The sequence below is a fragment of the Bradyrhizobium elkanii USDA 76 genome, assembly GCF_023278185.1.
GTDB lineage: Bacteria > Pseudomonadota > Alphaproteobacteria > Rhizobiales > Xanthobacteraceae > Bradyrhizobium > Bradyrhizobium elkanii.
In genome coordinates, this window is record NZ_CP066356.1 from 2,538,121 (window position 1) to 2,554,720 (window position 16,600).

A 16,600-nucleotide genomic window follows, 5' to 3' on the forward strand; every position below is an offset into this window, starting at 1 on the left:
GATGGCCTATAGCGAAGACCATATCGCGCTCGCCGCGGAATATGCGCTCGGTACGCTCGATGCCGAGGAGCGCGCGCAGGTCGAGACCATGATGGCCGTCGACAGTGAGTTCGCCGCGCTGGTGCAGGCCTGGCAGTTCAGGCTCGGGCCGCTGAACCAGATGGTCGGCCTGGTCGAGCCGCGTCCGGTGGTCTGGGACAACATCAAGGCGGCGATCGGCCCCACGAGCGCGCCGCAGGCGCCGCTGGTGCTGCCCGAGACGCCGGCCACGACGGTGACGCCGCCGCCGATCACCGACGATCCCGAATTCGGCTCGGCGTTCGATCCGGAGCCTGCGCAGTCGCCCGAGCCCCGGAGGCTGCCCGAGGCCCGACCGCCACGGGTCATCTTCGACGAACGCAACGTGACCGCGCTGACGGGCCGCGTGAAACGCTGGCGTGGCATCGCGTCGGCCGCGACCGCGATCGCGGCCGCGCTGCTCATCACGCTCGGCCTGCAGATCTACAAGCCCGATGCTCTGCCGAATGCGATCCGGCCGAAGCCGCGCATCCAGACCGTCGAAGTGAAGACGCCGGCGCCGGCGTTGACGCCGTCGGCGCAATATGTCGCGCTGCTGCAGGGGCCGAATGGCGGGCCGGCCTTCATCATGACCATCGACGGCGCCACCAAGAATTTTACCGTCCGCAAGGTCGGCGCTCCGTCGGAGCCCGGCAAGAGCTTTGAGCTCTGGCTGATCTCCGACAAGCTGCCGCAGCCGCGCTCGCTCGGCGTGATCGGCGCCGATGATTTCACCGCGCGCCCGGTGCTGTCGGGCTACGATCCCGACGTGATCAACGGCGCCACCTATGCGGTGACCGTCGAGCAGGCCGGCGGTTCGCCGAACGGCCAGCCGACCTCGGCGCCGATCTTCACCGGCAAGCTGATCGAGACCGTGCCGGGCGCGTCGGGTTCGACGCCGCGATAAAAGCCTTGGCCTTCGTCGTTCTCGGCAGATGCCGACATTTCTCGTCATGGCCGGGCTTGTCCCGGCCACCACGTCTTTCTTGAGATCGGGGCCGAAGACGTGGATGCCCGGGACAAGCCCGGGCATGACGAATTGCAGAGTTCGCGCCGATCGGGCCTGCCGATTTGTTCGTCCAAACGACCGTGATGCGTAGCGCAAAAAAAGAAAACGCCCGTGGGGAGCGGGCGTTTTCGATAGTCAACTTGGGGGTAGTTGGGGGTCTTAAATATCCACGCAGCGACTTTGGGGGGCTGTAAAGAACACTACGTGAATTCGTGAAATTCTCCTGTTAGCGGACCAGCGAGTTGCTGGAGCTGGTGATCGCGACGGGCTTGCCGGCCTTCATGACCCGCGCCGTCTGCGTGTATCCCTCATCCGACGAATTATGTGCCGCGATGCCGAAGCCCGCGACCAGGATACCGGCGAACAACGCCACAACCACAATCTTCAGGTGCGTCATACGATCGGCGCTGTAGATCGAGTGGTTCATGGAAGTCTCCTGCCGCCTTCCTGCTCTCAGCAAATCTGTCGGTTCGGTCTGTTGTCCGGTTCAACGTCTCGTGCCCCGCTAACGTAGGATTTGCCGATTCCGTTCCCTAGAGGCCATCACAAGGCCGTGATGAGACGTGATCTGGCGCGATCAAAAATGACCCTTTGGTAACCTGTGACGCATTAAAGTTGTTGAATATCAGTATCTTGAGCTCGTGCTGGAATGCTGCATCCCAGATAGGGCCATTCCGGCCTGTTCCGCATAAATCAGTTGCCTGTGGCGAGAAAACACAGACGAAAACGCAAGTGATTTGCGGCCCCTAGCTCGTTTTCGCGCGAAGTGGACGCCCGGTTCGCGTGCAGAAAACGCTTTCGAACAAGAGACTCTAAACGCTGCCGACCGTCTTCAGCCGGGCCCTGGGATGGATCTCGGCCTGCGACAGGACGGTGGTCTGCGAGCGGAACCGTTCCACCAGTGAGCGAACGAACGGCCGGATCGCGGCCGACGTCACCAGGACCGGCGCCTCGCCCTCGCGCGCCGCCTGTTCGAAGGCGTTGCGCACGGCGGTCATGAACTCCGACAGTTTCGAGGGCTGCATCGCCAGGCTGCGGTCGTCGCCCTGACCGACGATCGACTCGGCAAACGCCTGCTCCCAGCGCGCCGACAGCGCGATCAGCGGCAAATAGCCGTTCGGCGAGGTGTTTTGCGCGCAGATCTGGCGGGCCAGCCGGGCACGGACGTGCTCGACCATGGTGGCCGGATTTCGCGAGAACGCCAGCGCGTCGGCGATGCCTTCGAGGATGGTCGAGAGATCGCGGATCGAGATGCGCTCGGCGAGCAGCAATTGCAGCACGCGCTGGATGCCCGACACCGTGACTTGGCCCGGCACGATGTCCTTGATCAGCTCGCCTTGCTCCTTCGGCAGGTCCTTCAAGAGCTTCTGCACCTCGCCGTAGGACAACAGGTCCGCCATGTTGGTCTTGAGCAGCTCGGTCAGATGCGTCGACAGCACCGTGGCGGCGTCGACCACGGTGTAGCCCTTCAGCGCGGCCTCTTCCTTCAGGCCCGCGTCCACCCAGGTCGCCGGCAGGCCGAAGGTCGGCTCGATGGTGTGGATGCCGGGCAGCTGCACCTGGTTGCCGGCCGGGTCCATGACCATGAACTGGCTCGGCCAGATCTTGCCGGTGCCAGCGTCGACTTCCTTGATCTTGATGACGTAGCTGTTGGCTTCGAGCTGGACGTTGTCGAGGATGCGCACCGCCGGCATCACGAAACCCATCTCGATGGCCAGCGAGCGGCGCAGCGCCTTGATCTGCTCGGTCAGGCGGTCGGTGCCGTCGGGGCCGTTGACCAGCGGCAGCAGCGCGTAGCCGAGCTCGATCTTGAGGTCGTCGATCTTCAGCGCGGCGGCGATCGGCTCCTCCGCGGCTGCAGCGGCGGCGGCCGCGGCAGCAGTCGGGGCGGCGGCTGCCGCCGTTTCGGCCGCCTTCGCAGCCCGCTTCTGCTTGCGTGCGTTCCAGGCCAGCACCGCGGCGCCGGAGCCCAGCGCCAGGAACGGCAGCGTCGGAATGCCCGGCAGCAGCGCCAGCACCAGCATCACGCCGGCCGACATGCCGAGCGCCTGCGGATAGCCGGAGAGCTGGCGCATCAGCGCCTTGTCGGCGGCGCCGGTGATGCCGGCCTTGGAGACGAGGAGGCCGGCGGCGGTCGAGACGATCAGCGCGGGCACCTGGGTGACGAGGCCGTCGCCGACCGTCAGCACGGTGTAGGTGCGGGCGGCTTCGCTGAAGGAGAGGCCCTGCTGGGCGACGCCGATGATGATGCCGCCGACGATGTTGATGCCGACGATCAGGAGGCCGGCGATGGCGTCGCCGCGGACGAATTTCGAGGCACCGTCCATGGCGCCGAAGAAGCCGCTCTCGTCCTCCAGCGCCTTGCGGCGTTCCTTGGCGGCCTTCTCGTCGATCAAGCCGGCGGAGAGGTCGGCGTCGATCGCCATCTGTTTGCCGGGCATCGAGTCCAGCTGGAAGCGCGCCGCGACTTCGGCGATACGGCCCGAACCCTTGGTGATGACCACGAAGTTCACGATCACCAGGATCGCGAACACGATGATGCCGATCACGAAGTTGCCGCCCATCACGAAGTTGCCGAACGCCTCGATGACGTGGCCGGCGGCCGCCGTGCCCTCATGGCCGTGGCTCAGGATCAGCCGGGTCGAGGCCATGTTCAGCGACAGCCGCAGCATGGTCGAGATCAGCAGGATGGTCGGAAACGACGAGAATTCCAGCGGCGCCTGGATGAACAGCGAGGTCATCAGGATCAGGATCGAGACCGTGATCGAGACCGCCAGGAAGAGGTCGAGCACGATCGAGGGCAGCGGCAGGATCAGCACCACCAGGATGGTGAGGACGCCGATCGCCAGCGCGATATCGCCGCGCTTCAGGATGTCGCCGATCTCGCCGAGGCTCGGCAATCCGCTCTTGCCTGCCGTGCCCTGACCCGCCGTGACGTCGACCATGGTAGCCGCTCTCCCCCGCGACTGGCGGCTGCGGCCGCCAAGCGTCTGCGCGACGGCCGCAGGGCCGCCGTTCCGAAAGTGAGGCACCGCGCTGGCGTTCACGGGGATCTCCGCCCGTTAGACGCGTTCGACGACACTCGACTTCACTCGGCAATTCTTGCCGGGTGTATGGTTAGCAAAGGGTTAATAAGTGCTTTCGGGCGGCCGCACGGGTCGTCGCAGGCGCCGGGCAGGGGGATTCGCGGCTGGGAGCAGGGGTGATAAGGCCTCGTGGTTCGAGACGCGCCGCGCTCACCATGAGGATCCAGACCACGATTTTGCCGAGCAACACGGCGTCATCCTGAGGAGCCCGCCAAAGGCGGGCGTCTCGAAGGATGGCCACGGATGACGCCGCCGGCCTTGCAGCCTCTATCTGAGCGCACCGAGCACGACGCCCGATGCGGCGATGATGCCGAGCGTGATGACGCTGGCGCGCCACAAGAACTGCTGCCGGGCGGCGCGCCGGTCATGAAAGGCCAGCCAGTCGTGGACAAAGCCCGCGGGGATGTCGAACACCACCGCCGACTTGTTGCGACGATGCGTTTCATGCTCGCAGTACATCGTCCGGACCGTCGGCACGCCCAGCCGCTCGAGCTCGCAGTGCCATTCCCAGGCATGCTTGCCGTTGGTCCAGCGATTTTCGAAAGGGACCACGTGCGATTTCATGACGAGCCTCCTGGCCCACCCTGAACCCACGTCACCATTCTAGCCCAAGGTGCGGACCGGCGCGAGATCGGCGCCGGCCGCCTCGGCCGATCGCAGCGGCGCTAGTTGGCCGACTGCGTCCATCTGCGCCAATGCGTCGGCTGGATGTCGAGGTGCCTGCTGCCGGCATGGTCGACCCATTCGGCGCCGTCGCGGTGGCACGGGAACATGAGCGCGTGGACCATGCCATCATAATCGAGAACACAGACCTCGAGCTCGCGGTCCGAGGGCGCTGATGCAACGGGTAACCACTCTGCTGACGACGAATGCATGATGACCCTCCGACAGTATGCGCTTCGATCCTTTAACCTTGTGAACTGCAACCTTGCGAACTGCGCGCCATCCGGCGGAATGATAGGTCCGGATGGCGGGCCGCCAGTGTGAACCGGCTCGCATTGTAGCAGTTTCTTCGTCAACATGGATCACCGTTCGACGGCCGGTATTCCCGGGTTCGCCAGGAACCGCGCCGGAGGTTGAACTTGCCGGGACCGGCGTCCGACCAAACGCAAATTGAACGTCTTGGTCAGGGATGCCTGATGTCAGAACCGATGCTTCGCAGCATTGCAGTGCTTGACGGATACACGTTGGTGCGACGCGGCCTTGTCGCAGCCATTTCCGTTTGCTCGATTTGCCTTGCGACAGCCGCGGCCGCCAAGCCGCCCGGCGCCGAGGCGGTGATGATCCGCATGATCACCTGCGACGGCGAGGGCGTCCGGATGGAGGTCTATCTGCCGCTCTCGGTCGATCGCCATATGCGGGGCGGACAATCCGTCATCGGCTACTACACGCTCGATCTGACCGACGTGAACAAGGGCAAGCCGCTCGAGCCGGTGCGTGTCACCCTGAGCACCGACCAGAAGACCGTGACCGTCGATCAATACCTCCGGAGCCTGCCGCCGACCCGCATTCCGGTCACCGGCGGCACCGTCGATTTCGACCAGCGGTTCGCAAAGCACGCGAAGTGCGGCCCGTTCCAGTCGCAGGATCCCGATTTCGGCAATTGATTCGGTCCATTTTACTGTCGCAGAACGCGCGTCCCGTTGTTCGCGCATGCCTAATCTCTCGGCAATGTGGCTTGACCCGGAGGCAAATGCCGACGAAGTTCCGCCTGCCGTGGTAATTTCTTCTGAATTTTCCCCTGAAGTCGCTATGTTCATTCCCGACTCGCGCCGGGCATGGCTGCGCCTTGTCGTGGCCGTGGTGATCGGCTCGCTCGGCAGCGTTGGCATGTGGTCGGTCGTGGTGGCGCTGCCCGTGGTGCAGACCGACTTCGGCGCGACCCGCGGGACGGCCTCGCTCGCCTTTACCATGGTGATGCTCGGCTTCGGCCTCGGCCAGGTCGTGACCGGGAAGATCAGCGACCGCTACGGCATCGTCGCGGCGATCGGCGCCGGGATCGGCATCCTCGGCCTCGGCTATGTCGGCGCCGGCTACGCGCCGTCGATCTGGGCCTTCATCCTGCTGCATTTTGCCATCGGCCTGTCGTCGGCCGCGACCTTCGGCCCGTTGATGGCGGAGGCGTCGCACTGGTTCGAGCGCTACCGCGGCCTCGCGGTCGCGATCGCCGCGAGCGGCAATTACGTCGGTGGTACGGTGTGGCCGCCGCTGGTCAATTTCGGCATGCAGAGTGTCGGCTGGCGCACCACCCATATTGCAATCGGCATCTTCACCGCGATCGCGATGCTGCTCGCACTCATGGTGCTGCGCGTGTTGATGGGCGCAGCGACCAGGCGCAGCCATGGCAACGCGGCACCGCCCCGGGTCGACCTCAAGCTTTCCACCAACGCGCTGACCGCGATCCTGTCGCTCGCGTCGATTTCCTGCTGCGTGGCGATGTCGATGCCGCAGGTCCATATCGTCGCCTATTGCGGCGATCTCGGCTACGGCGTGGCGCGCGGCGCCGAGATGCTGTCGCTGATGCTCGGCTTCGGCATCATCAGCCGGATCGGCTCCGGCTTCCTCGCCGACCGGATCGGCGGTATCCGCACCCTGCTGATCGGCTCGATCGCGCAAGGCGCGGCGCTGTTGTTCTATCTGTTCTTCGACAGCCTGACCTCGCTCTACATCATCTCGGCGATGTTCGGCCTGTTCCAGGGCGGCATCGTGCCGAGCTACGCGATCATCGTGCGTGAGGCGATGCCGGCGTCGGAGGCCGCGACGCGGATCGGCATCGTGATTTTCGCCTCGGTGTTCGGCATGTCCTTTGGCGGCTGGATCTCGGGCGTGATCTTCGACGCCACCGGCTCCTATGCCGCCGCCTTCGCCAACGGCCTCGCCTGGAACCTGCTCAATGTCAGCATCATCCTGCTGCTCATGATGCGGGTGCGGCAGCGGGTGGCGCTGGCATGATTCTCGGTCACACCGACTGGCCGGCCTTGAGCAACGAGCAGCCGGTGATCTTCAGGCTGCCGTCGGCCTGCCGCTCCAGCGTGTAGAGTGCCTCCCACGCTTCGCCCTTGGCGTCGACGATATGGACGCGCTGCGCGATCCGGTCGCCGTCGCTGCGCGCCTCGCCGAACTCGAAGCTTCTGTGCCGATAGACCGGCGCATATTGGTTCTGCACCATCGACATGAAGATGTCGGCTTGCGGAAAGATCTGCCGGATCGCGGGCGCGGCATGGGAATAGGCCGCCGCGGCGTCGTCGCGGCCGAACGCCTGCTCCTGCGCGCGGATCACGGCCTGCGCGGCGCCGACGTCATCGGCCGCTGCCGGCGAGGCGAGGGCGAACAGGATGGCGGCAATGAAGGCGATCGCGCGCATGCGCGGCTCCATCTCGGATACCAGCAGATACGTATCCTAGCACACGCCGGTTTCGGCCGGTTGGACGTCGCCCGCCGCGCGCGCCGGGTTCAAAATGTCGGCGGCGTGCAGGCCGAGATCACCTCGCACGGCTTGGCGCCGATGCAGCGGAAGCGGTGCGGACGGCGGCTTTCGAAGTAATAGGCGTCGCCGGCGTTGAGCACCCGCCGCTCGTCGTCGACCGTGACCTCGAGCCGGCCCGAGACCACGATGCCGCCTTCCTCGCCCTCATGCACCAGCGGCACCCGGCCGGTGTCGCTGCCGGGCTCGTAGCGCTCTTTCAGGATCTGCAACGCCCGGCCGAACAGACTGTCGCCGATCTGCAGGTAGGAGATCGGCTTCTTGCCGATCTCGGTCAGCTCGTCGGCGCGATAGAACGCCTTGCGCGGCCGCTCCGGCTCGATTGCGAAGAATTCGGCGAGCCCCATCGGAATCCCGTCGAGGATGCGCTTGAGGGCGCCGACCGACGGGTTCATCTGGTTGGATTCGATCAGCGAAATCGTCGAATTGGTCACGCCGGAGCGTTTGGCGAGTTCGCGCTGCGACAGCTTGTGCCGCGCGCGGATGAATCGAAGCCGACCGCCGATGTCGACGCTCATGACGAATCCCTGTTGCAAGTGTTGCGGATCGAACAAATCTTGGCAGACCGCTTCAACAAGATCAATGGCTTGCGGTGCGGCAGAAAAGGACTTGTTGAGTGCCTGGAAGAGTGGTCCGACTAGCATCAGTCAGCAATGGAGCGCCGCCGTGACCGTTCATCAGATTCCGAACACCATCAAGACCGACTCGTTCTGGATGCCATTCACGGCCAACCGGCAGTTCAAAAAAGCGCCGCGGCTGTTCTCCTCCGCCAAGGGCATGTACTACACCTCGGTCGACGGCCGGCAGGTGATCGACGGCTCCGCCGGTCTGTGGTGCGTCAACGCCGGCCACGGCCGCCCGCAGATCGCGGCCGCGGTCGAGCGGCAGCTGTCGACGCTGGACTTCGCGCCCTCGTTCAACATGGGCCACCCGCTGGCGTTCGATTTCGCCGAGCGGCTCGCCGAGATCGCCCCGAAGGGGCTGGATCGCGTCTTCTTCACCAATTCGGGCTCTGAATCGGTCGATACCGCGCTGAAGATCGCGCTGGCCTATCACCGCGCCGCCGGCCAGGCGAGCCGCACCCGGCTGATCGGCCGCGAGCGCGGTTACCACGGCGTCGGCTTCGGCGGCATGTCGGTCGGCGGCATGGTCGCCAACCGCCGCCAGTTCGCGACCCATCTGCCGGGCGTCGACCACATCCGCCATACCCACGATCTCGCCCGCAACGCCTTCGCCAAGGACCAGCCGGACCATGGCGCCGAGCTCGCCGACGACGTTGAGCGGATGGTCGCGCTGCATGGCGCCGACACCATCGCGGCGGTGATCGTCGAGCCGGTGCCGGGCTCGACCGCGGTGCTGCCGGCGCCGAAGGGCTATCTGCAGCGCCTGCGCGAGCTCTGCACCAAGCACGGCATCCTGCTGATCTTCGACGAGGTCATCACCGGCTTCGGCCGACTCGGCACCCCGTTCGCCGCCAACTTCTACGGCGTGACGCCCGACATGATGACGACCGCGAAGGGCATCACCAACGGCACCGTGCCGTGCGGCGCGGTGTTCACCAGCCGCCAGATCCACGACGGGCTGATGGTTGGCCCGGACAACGCCATGGAGCTGTTCCACGGTTACACCTATTCGGCGCATCCGGTGGCCTGCGCGGCGGGTCTTGCCACGCTCGACATCTACAAGGACGAAGCTCTGCTGACCCGCGGCGCCTCGCTCGCCGACTACTGGCGCGATGCCCTGCATTCGCTGAAGGGGCTGCCGAATGTGGTCGACATCCGCAACCAGGGCCTGATGGGTGCGGTCGAAGTCGCGCCGCGCGATGGTGTCGTCGGCGCGCGCGGCTACGACATTATGGTCGATTGCTTCAACCGCGGCCTCTACTTCCGCATGAGCGGCGACTCGCTGGCATTGTCGCCGCCCCTGATCGTCGAGAAGTCGCATATCGACGACATCGTCTCGATCCTCGGCGACTCCATCAAGCGCGTGGCCTGATAATTGCTAGCTAGATATTAGCTGGCTCTACAAATTGCTGTCGCCGTTGCGAAGCAGAGTGGTTTCGCAGCGGCGATTGCGTTTTCGCTGCAGGATGTGAGGAAAAGTGAAGGTCCTTGTTCTCGGCAGTGGCGTGATCGGCGTCACCACTGCCTATTACCTTGCGCGCGCCGGCCACGAGGTGACGGTGATCGACCGTCAGCCGAAGCCCGCGCTGGAAACCTCCTTTGCCAATGCCGGCGAAGTGTCGCCCGGATACTCATCGCCCTGGGCCGGCCCCGGCGTGCCCGTCAAGGCGGTGAAGTGGCTGTTGATGAAGCACGGCCCGCTGGTGATCCGCCCCAAGCTCGATCCCGTGATGTGGCTCTGGCTCTTGAAGATGCTGCGCAACTGCACGACGGCGCGCTACGCGGTGAACAAGAGCCGGATGATCCCGATCGCGGAATACAGCCGTGACTGCCTGCAGGCGCTGCGCAGCGAGATCGGCATCCGCTATGACGAGCGTGCGCGCGGCACGCTGCAGCTGTTTCGCGAGCAGGCCCAGCTCGATCACACCGGCGACGACATCGCGGTGCTGAAGCAATACGGCGTGCCGTTCGAGGTGCTCGGCCGCGAGGGCTGCATCGCCGCCGAGCCCGCGCTGGCCGGCGTGAAGGAAAAGTTCGCCGGCGGGCTGCGGCTGCCGCATGACGAGACCGGCGACTGCCATATGTTCACGCAGGCCCTGGCGCTGGAAGCCGAGAAGCTCGGCGTGCGCTTCAACTTCAATGTCGGCATCGACGCCCTGAATGCGGACACGACGCGGATCACCGGCGTCGCGACCAGCGCCGGGATGATGACGGCGGATGCCTACGTGCTGGCGCTCGGCAGCTATTCGCCGATCCTGCTGCGGCCGCTCGGCATCTCGCTGCCGGTCTATCCGGTCAAGGGCTATTCGATCACCGTGCCGATCAAGGACGCGTCCGGCGCGCCGGAATCGACCGTGATGGACGAGAGCTACAAGGTCGCGATCACCCGGCTCGGCGATCGCATCCGGGTCGGCGGCACCGCGGAGATCTCGGGCTATTCGACCAAGCTCTACGCCGCGCGCCGCGCGACGCTGGATCATTCGCTGACCGACCTGTTTCCGCGCGGCGGCGACCTTCCCAGGGCCACCTTCTGGTGCGGGCTGCGTCCGATGACGCCGGACGGCCCGCCGGTAATCGGCGCGACGCGCTTTGCCAATCTGCACCTCAACACCGGCCACGGCACGCTCGGCTGGACCATGGCCTGCGGCTCCGGCCGGGTGCTGGCGGATATGCTTTCCGGCAAAAAGCCCGAGATCGACACCAAGGAGCTGTCGATCAAGCGCTACGACCACCGGTTCGGTTAGACCTCATCGTCGCACGCGAGCTCCTATTCGGCGGCGTTCTTCACGGGCGATTCGACATCGTCGTCTCGCTTCGTAGCCGTCCAGTTCGACAGCGCATTCGAGAACCGGTCGAGGTAGAGATAGACGACCGGCGTGGTGAACAGCGTGAGCGCCTGGCTCACGATCAGGCCGCCGACCATCGCATAGCCGAGTGGCTGGCGGATTTCCGATCCCGTTCCGGTGCCTAGCATCAGCGGGACGCCGCCGAGCAAGGCCGCCATCGTCGTCATCATGATCGGGCGGAAGCGCAGCAGAGCCGCTTTCCGGATCGATTCACGCGGCGACAGATGCTCCTCGCGTTCGGCGGCGATCGCGAAGTCGACCATCATGATGCCGTTCTTCTTCACGATTCCGATCAGGAGGATGATGCCGATCAGCGCGATCAGGCTGAAATCGAACCCGAACGCCATCAGGATCGCCAGCGCGCCGACCCCGGCCGACGGCAGCGTCGAAAGGATCGTCAGCGGATGGATGTAGCTCTCATAGAGTATGCCGAGGATCAGATAGACCACGACCAGCGCGGCCAGGATCAGCAGCGGCACCGAGCTCAGTGATTGCTGGAAGGCCTGCGCGGTGCCCTGGAAGCTCGAGCTGAGCGTGGCTGGAGCACCGAGATCGGCGACGGCACTCTGGATCGCGTCGGTGGCCTGGCCGAGCGCCACTCCTTGCGCGAGGTTGAAGCTGATCGTGGTCGCAGGAAACTGCCCCTGGTGCGCGATCGCGAGCGGGCGCACCGGAATCGTGGTCCACTTGCAGAACACGGAGAGCGGCACCTCGTCCCCGGTGGTCGGCGACTTGATGTAGAGCTTGTTGAGCGTATCGAGCTTGCCCTGCAATTCGGGGAGGATCTCCAGGATAACGTGGTAGCTGTTGAGCTGGGTGAAGTATTGGGTCACCTGGCGCTGGCCGAACGCGTCGTACAGGGTGTCGTCGATCAGTTGCGGCTGGATGCCGAAGCGCGACGCGGTGTCGCGATCGATGGTCAGTGTCAGCGTCGTTCCCTCGGTCTGCTGGTCGGTGGCGACGTCGCGCAGTTCCGGCAACGTTTTCATCCTGGCCAGAATCTTCGGCGCCCATTCGTTCAGCTCGTCGAGCTTCGCGTCCTGCAGCGTGTATTCGAACTGGGTCCGCGTGGCGCGGCCGCCCAGCCGGACGTCCTGGGAGGCCTGCATGTAGAGGCGTGCTCCCTCGACGGCCTCGAGCTTCGGCCGCAACCGTTCGATGATCTGCTGCGCGCTCGCGTCGCGCTCCTCGCGCGGCTTCAGCGTGATGTACATGCGACCCGAATTGAGCGCGGTGCCGCCGCCGCCGATGAACTCGGCCATGCTCTCGACCGCGGGATCAGCCCGGACGATGCTGCTGAGTTCTTCCTGATGCCGCTTCATGTCGGCAAACGAGATGTCCTGGGCCATCTGCGACACGGCCATCAGGAATCCGTTGTCCTGCTGCGGGAAGAATCCCTTGGGAATGATCACGAACAGGTAGACCGACAGTGCCAGCGTCGCGAAGAAGATGCATAGCGTGGTCCTGCTCCAGCGGAGCGCCAGATCGAGGCCCCGTTGATAGCCGTGCAGCATCCTGTCGAATGCCGCTTCGCTCCATTGGTAGAGCCGGCCGTGCCTGGTTTCGCCGTGCGCGCGCAGAAAGCGCGATGCCATCATCGGCGTCAGCGTCAGCGACACCACCAGGGAGACGAAGATCGCCATCGCCAGGGTCACCGCAAACTCGCGAAACAGCCGGCCGATGACGCCGCCCATCAGGAGCAGCGGGATCAGCACCGCGACCAATGAAATGCTGATCGACAGGATCGTGAATCCGATCTCGCCGGCGCCCTGGAACGCCGCGGCGAGCGGCCGGGCACCCTGCTCGACGTATCGCGTGATGTTTTCCAGCATGACGATGGCGTCGTCGACCACGAAGCCGACCGCAATCGTCAGCGCCATCAGCGAAAGATTGTCGAGCGTATAGCCGAACACCCACATCAGTGCGCAGGCGCCGAGCAGCGCGAGCGGCACTGTCACGGCCGGGATCACCGTAGCCCAGAAGCTGCGCAGGAACAGGAAGATCACTATGACGACCAGGACGATGGTGATCAGCAGCGTGATCTGCACGTCCTCGACGGCGGCGCGGATGGTCAATGACCGGTCGCTGATGATCTTGATCTTGATGGCGGGCGGGATGGCGGCCATGAGTCTCGGAAGTTGCTCCTTGATCCGGTCGACCGTTCCGATGACGTTGGCACCGGGTTGCTTGAAGATGACGAGGAACACGCCGCGTTGGCCATCCGCCCAGGCGGCCTGCTTCATGTCCTCCGGCGCCGCGACCGCCCGACCGATGTCGCGAATCCGCAACGGGCCGCCGTTGCGGTAGGCGATGATGACGTCATTCCAGTCCTTTGCCTCCACCAGTTGATCGTTGGCGTAGATCGTGTAGGCGCGCGTCGCGCCGTCGATGTTGCCCTTCGGACCATCGACCGTCGTAATGGCGATCTGGCTGCGGATATCTTCCAGCGAGAGCCCCTTGGCGACCAGCTTGGCGGGATCGACCTGCACGCGGATCGCGGGCTTCTGCTGTCCGCCGATGAATACCTGGGCGACGCCCGAAATCTGGCTGATCTGCTGCCCGAGCTGGGCGTCGACCGCATCGCTCACCTTGATCAGCGGCAGGGTGTCTGAGGTCGCCGACAATATGAGGATGGGCGAGTCCGCCGGGTTGACCTTGCGGTAGATCGGGGGCGTCGGCAGGTTCTTGGGCAACTGACCGCCTGCGGCATTGATCGCCGCCTGGACATCATTGGCGGCTCCGTCGATGCTGCGGTTCAGATCGAACTGAATGGTGACCGCGGTCGAGCCGAGCGAGCTCGTCGAGGTCATTTGAGCGATGCCCGGAATCTGCGCGAATTGCCGCTCCAGCGGCTGCGCGACGGAGGACGCCATGGTTTCCGGGCTGGCGCCAGGCAAGCTTGCGGAGATCTGGATGGTCGGAAAGTCGACTTGCGGCAGCGGTGCGACCGGCAACAGCGGATAGGCGACCATTCCGACGAACAGGAGGCCGGCCATCAGCAGTGAGGTGCCGATCGGGTAGCGGATAAACGGAGATGAGATGCTCTCGTTCATTTCTGCGATCCAAATGAACGGCAGGCGCATCTTTTCCCGAAAGTCGGGAGTCGTCCTCGAAAGCTCGAGCGCGAACGCGCGTTTTCCTCGCCATGGCCAATCGGCAGATCGCGGAGTTTGCCTCCGCGCCTACCTGTTTTTTGCCAGCATAATCATTCTGGAGCACGCCGCGCGAATGGAATCGTCGGATCGCGCATTCGACGTTCGTTCAATGGCCGGAATTCGCGTGTTGTTATCGCCGCTTGGGAAGCGTCAAACATGTCCCTTGGCGCAGAATATATCGTGGGACGATATATTATTGCACGCGCGGTTGGCTCGACGCCACGAGGGGCGTCATGATTGTTCAGGCGCGGCTCGTCCGGTGCAACGTGCTCGTGCGGCGGTCCTAGGCGATGTCGAACTCGTCCTGCATCCTGGTCACGATGTCGCGAAGCTCTTTTTCCTTCGCCTCATCCAGTGCGGTCTCGCGCGTGCCGCCGAGATCCCAGCTCGGAGTATAGCCCTTGAGCCGGATCAGCTTCAGGCCCGTGACACCCGACCTTCTTTCCAGTTCGGCAGTGATCTCGTGCTGCATCTGGAGTGTCTTCATCGCGCATCTCCGGGAACGCTATCCCGCTCAACAGGACAGCCAGCATCATGTTCCTCGCGAGCCCGCGCCGGATGCGTGTCCCGCCGTCCTGGAACGTCCGCCTTGCGGTCCACGTTGCTTCCGGTCGAACCAGGAAAGGACCTCACATGAAGAAACTGGCAACGATCGGATTGGCTGCGGCCATGATGCTGTCGACATCGCTCGCCTTCGCGCAGGGTGGCGGCGGCGCCGGATCGGCCGGCGGCGCGAGTGCAGGCGCGGGGACCGGAAGCTCCGGCACAGGAACCGGCACCGGCGGCACCACCGGGATGGGAACCGGCTCGGGAATGAGCAATCCGCCCGGAAGCACGATTGGCAACATGAACAACCCAGGCACCTCGACGCCGAACTACTCGACCGACCCGAACAACAATTCGGCGACCGGGACCTCGAACCTGCCCGGCAACAACAGCGGAACGCGGACCAATCCGCGATGATCGCGAAAGCCCCGCCTCAGTGCGGGGCTTTTCGTTACGCCCCGGATCGCGAAGACCAACAATGGACGTAGCGACAAAACGCCAAAGGTGATCCATATTGCGCTAAGATTGATGTTTATCGAGCACGTAATGAAGCTCCTGCTATTGGCAAGAAAGGAGTATTGGCATGACGTTGCGCAATCTCTCTTATAGCCTCCTAATCTCTTTATTTGCATTTGGCGTAGAGATCGCTGTCTCGCTGGCCGCAGATGCACCGAAGGACAACAAGGGATACACAACGAGCAAAACGACAGTGGTCGAACTGGGCCCCGAATTTCCAGGCATGGAAGGTCGGCAACTGAGGCTCCGTCTGCTCACGATCGAGCCGGGAGGCCACATCGGCCTGCACGATCACAAGGAACGGCCTGCCGTTGTATATTTCTTGCAGGGAAACGACACCGTCATTCGGGACGACGGCACCTCTCAGACCTTCAAGGCTGGGGATGTGACGGGCGAGCCTGGAACGACAATTCACTGGCACCGCAATGATGGCAAGGATGCCGTCATCTTCGTCACGGCCGATATCTTCAAGCCAAAGAACTGAGGCGATCGGCAGAACCGGCGATTGTATCGGACCGCTCTTGGCCAGTAACTATGCCTTGCGCGGGGCTTTTCGCGCGGCCTTGTTCGCAGGCTTTGCCGCGGAGGCTGCCGTGCCGACCGGCTGCACCCGCAGGCCATCCACGAATACGTCCAACAGCCTGAGCGCGGTGGTCTGCCAGCCGGGCTGGTCGTGCATGTAGCACATGCCGATCAGCGCGCGCAGCACGTCCTCGGCGCTGATGTCGCCGCGGATCGCGCCGGCCGCGACCGCGCGCGCGAGCAGGGTGCCGATCGCCCTGGTCAGGCGGTCGAACGAATAGGCGTGCAATTCGGTCGAGCCGTGCGCGACCAGCGCCAGTGCCGCGACCATGCCCTTCTTGGTGGCGACGAATTCCACATTGGCGCGCAGCCAGCGCCGCAGCGCCTCGACCGGCTCGGGCGCGCATTGCAGTTGCTCGGCCAGATCGCCGAGCTGCTCGACCTCGCGGCGATAGACCGCCTCATAAAGCGCCTCGCGGGTCGGGAAGTGGCGATAGAGCGTGCCGATGCCGACGCCGGCATGGCGCGCCACCGCCTCGAGGCTCGCCTCGCTGCCGCCGGCCGAGAACACGGCCTTGGCCGCTTCCAGCACGCGCTCGCGGTTGCGCACGGCGTCGGCGCGGGGCTTGCGCGCAATTTCTGGTGATCGAGCGGCCATTAGTTTTTTCATTGGCTTTTTCTTTTCACCCTCCCTTGTAAACGGAGGATGCCTCCGTATATGGCGACCAGCACCGGACCTGACAAGGCGCGCCGATC

General features: G+C 64.6%; 16 protein-coding genes. 7 read left to right on the forward strand and 9 right to left on the reverse strand.

All coding sequences use genetic code 11. The features are described 5' to 3' along the window. The first annotated feature begins 1 nt into the window (after position 1). A complete protein-coding gene (locus tag JEY66_RS12185) occupies positions 2–964 on the forward strand; it encodes an anti-sigma factor (RefSeq protein WP_018273262.1) in 963 nt (320 codons plus the stop codon). A gap of 328 nt (positions 965–1,292) precedes the next feature. Here JEY66_RS12185 and JEY66_RS12190 read toward each other — a convergent pair whose 3' ends face one another. From JEY66_RS12190 to JEY66_RS12205, 4 genes are all read right to left on the reverse strand, one after another. Next, positions 1,293–1,493 carry a hypothetical protein gene (locus JEY66_RS12190; RefSeq protein WP_016848568.1) on the reverse strand — a complete coding sequence of 67 codons (201 nt, stop codon included), beginning with the start codon at positions 1,491–1,493 and terminating at the stop codon, positions 1,293–1,295. Positions 1,494–1,878: 385 nt separating this feature from the next. Next, positions 1,879–4,011, reverse strand: a complete 2,133-nt coding sequence (gene flhA / locus JEY66_RS12195; RefSeq protein WP_026193215.1) for a flagellar biosynthesis protein FlhA — start codon at positions 4,009–4,011, stop codon at positions 1,879–1,881. Positions 4,012–4,419: 408 nt separating this feature from the next. Continuing rightward, the gene (locus tag JEY66_RS12200; RefSeq protein WP_016844559.1) at positions 4,420–4,716 is read right to left on the reverse strand and encodes a hypothetical protein; all 297 of its coding nucleotides are present in this window, start codon (positions 4,714–4,716) and stop codon (positions 4,420–4,422) included. Between the two features lie 101 nt (positions 4,717–4,817). After that, a complete protein-coding gene (locus tag JEY66_RS12205; RefSeq protein ID WP_157183478.1) occupies positions 4,818–5,027 on the reverse strand; it encodes a hypothetical protein in 210 nt (69 codons plus the stop codon). A gap of 264 nt (positions 5,028–5,291) precedes the next feature. On the opposite strand from JEY66_RS12205, the gene JEY66_RS12210 reads away from it, so the two are divergent. Next, positions 5,292–5,759 carry a hypothetical protein gene (locus JEY66_RS12210; protein WP_240536885.1) on the forward strand — a complete coding sequence of 156 codons (468 nt, stop codon included), beginning with the start codon at positions 5,292–5,294 and terminating at the stop codon, positions 5,757–5,759. Positions 5,760–5,904: 145 nt separating this feature from the next. Beyond that, a complete protein-coding gene (locus JEY66_RS12215; protein WP_018273260.1) occupies positions 5,905–7,104 on the forward strand; it encodes an MFS transporter in 1,200 nt (399 codons plus the stop codon). Between the two features lie 7 nt (positions 7,105–7,111). Here the strand turns inward: JEY66_RS12215 and JEY66_RS12220 are convergent, their stop codons facing one another. Together JEY66_RS12220 and JEY66_RS12225 are read right to left on the reverse strand one after the other, a co-directional pair. Beyond that, positions 7,112–7,516, reverse strand: coding sequence for a DUF4864 domain-containing protein (locus tag JEY66_RS12220; RefSeq protein ID WP_026193213.1), 405 nt, complete (start codon positions 7,514–7,516; stop codon positions 7,112–7,114). Positions 7,517–7,605: 89 nt separating this feature from the next. After that, complete coding sequence (locus tag JEY66_RS12225) at positions 7,606–8,154, reverse strand: cupin domain-containing protein (RefSeq protein ID WP_018273259.1); 549 nt, start codon at positions 8,152–8,154, stop codon at positions 7,606–7,608. Positions 8,155–8,302: 148 nt separating this feature from the next. Here JEY66_RS12225 and aptA point away from each other — a divergent pair, with 148 nt between their 5' ends. Together aptA and JEY66_RS12235 are read left to right on the forward strand one after the other, a co-directional pair. After that, positions 8,303–9,631 carry an omega-aminotransferase AptA gene (gene aptA / locus JEY66_RS12230; protein WP_018273258.1) on the forward strand — a complete coding sequence of 443 codons (1,329 nt, stop codon included), beginning with the start codon at positions 8,303–8,305 and terminating at the stop codon, positions 9,629–9,631. A 106-nt stretch (positions 9,632–9,737) separates the two neighbouring features. Then, positions 9,738–11,003, forward strand: coding sequence for a D-amino acid dehydrogenase (locus JEY66_RS12235; protein ID WP_016844553.1), 1,266 nt, complete (start codon positions 9,738–9,740; stop codon positions 11,001–11,003). A gap of 23 nt (positions 11,004–11,026) precedes the next feature. Here JEY66_RS12235 and JEY66_RS12240 read toward each other — a convergent pair whose 3' ends face one another. Both JEY66_RS12240 and JEY66_RS12245 read right to left on the reverse strand, forming a co-directional pair. Beyond that, entirely contained in the window at positions 11,027–14,158 is a 3,132-nt protein-coding gene (locus tag JEY66_RS12240; RefSeq protein ID WP_018273257.1) for a multidrug efflux RND transporter permease subunit, read from the reverse strand. Positions 14,159–14,543: 385 nt separating this feature from the next. After that, positions 14,544–14,747 carry a hypothetical protein gene (locus tag JEY66_RS12245; RefSeq protein WP_016844551.1) on the reverse strand — a complete coding sequence of 68 codons (204 nt, stop codon included), beginning with the start codon at positions 14,745–14,747 and terminating at the stop codon, positions 14,544–14,546. A 146-nt stretch (positions 14,748–14,893) separates the two neighbouring features. Between JEY66_RS12245 and JEY66_RS12250 the strand changes: the two genes are divergently transcribed. Then, complete coding sequence (locus JEY66_RS12250) at positions 14,894–15,223, forward strand: hypothetical protein (RefSeq protein ID WP_016844550.1); 330 nt, start codon at positions 14,894–14,896, stop codon at positions 15,221–15,223. A gap of 166 nt (positions 15,224–15,389) precedes the next feature. After that, the gene (locus tag JEY66_RS12255; RefSeq protein WP_016844549.1) at positions 15,390–15,806 is read left to right on the forward strand and encodes a cupin domain-containing protein; all 417 of its coding nucleotides are present in this window, start codon (positions 15,390–15,392) and stop codon (positions 15,804–15,806) included. A gap of 48 nt (positions 15,807–15,854) precedes the next feature. On the opposite strand, the gene JEY66_RS12260 is transcribed toward JEY66_RS12255, so the two are convergent. Beyond that, complete coding sequence (locus tag JEY66_RS12260; protein WP_026193210.1) at positions 15,855–16,502, reverse strand: TetR/AcrR family transcriptional regulator; 648 nt, start codon at positions 16,500–16,502, stop codon at positions 15,855–15,857. Positions 16,503–16,600 lie beyond the last annotated feature (98 nt).

Bases quoted from the DNA above. Each gene is read 5' to 3' on its own strand.
- JEY66_RS12185 (WP_018273262.1), top strand. From the start codon at position 2: ATGGCCTATAGCGAAGACCATATCGCGCTCGCCGCGGAATATGCGCTC.
- JEY66_RS12190 (WP_016848568.1), bottom strand. From the start codon at position 1,493: ATGAACCACTCGATCTACAGCGCCGATCGTATGACGCACCTGAAGATT.
- flhA (WP_026193215.1), bottom strand. From the start codon at position 4,011: ATGGTCGACGTCACGGCGGGTCAGGGCACGGCAGGCAAGAGCGGATTG.
- JEY66_RS12200 (WP_016844559.1), bottom strand. From the start codon at position 4,716: ATGAAATCGCACGTGGTCCCTTTCGAAAATCGCTGGACCAACGGCAAG.
- JEY66_RS12205 (WP_157183478.1), bottom strand. From the start codon at position 5,027: ATGCATTCGTCGTCAGCAGAGTGGTTACCCGTTGCATCAGCGCCCTCG.
- JEY66_RS12210 (WP_240536885.1), top strand. From the start codon at position 5,292: ATGTCAGAACCGATGCTTCGCAGCATTGCAGTGCTTGACGGATACACG.
- JEY66_RS12215 (WP_018273260.1), top strand. From the start codon at position 5,905: ATGTTCATTCCCGACTCGCGCCGGGCATGGCTGCGCCTTGTCGTGGCC.
- JEY66_RS12220 (WP_026193213.1), bottom strand. From the start codon at position 7,516: ATGCGCGCGATCGCCTTCATTGCCGCCATCCTGTTCGCCCTCGCCTCG.
- JEY66_RS12225 (WP_018273259.1), bottom strand. From the start codon at position 8,154: ATGAGCGTCGACATCGGCGGTCGGCTTCGATTCATCCGCGCGCGGCAC.
- JEY66_RS12240 (WP_018273257.1), bottom strand. From the start codon at position 14,158: ATGAACGAGAGCATCTCATCTCCGTTTATCCGCTACCCGATCGGCACC.
- JEY66_RS12245 (WP_016844551.1), bottom strand. From the start codon at position 14,747: ATGAAGACACTCCAGATGCAGCACGAGATCACTGCCGAACTGGAAAGA.
- JEY66_RS12250 (WP_016844550.1), top strand. From the start codon at position 14,894: ATGAAGAAACTGGCAACGATCGGATTGGCTGCGGCCATGATGCTGTCG.
- JEY66_RS12255 (WP_016844549.1), top strand. From the start codon at position 15,390: ATGACGTTGCGCAATCTCTCTTATAGCCTCCTAATCTCTTTATTTGCA.
- JEY66_RS12260 (WP_026193210.1), bottom strand. From the start codon at position 16,502: ATGGCCGCTCGATCACCAGAAATTGCGCGCAAGCCCCGCGCCGACGCC.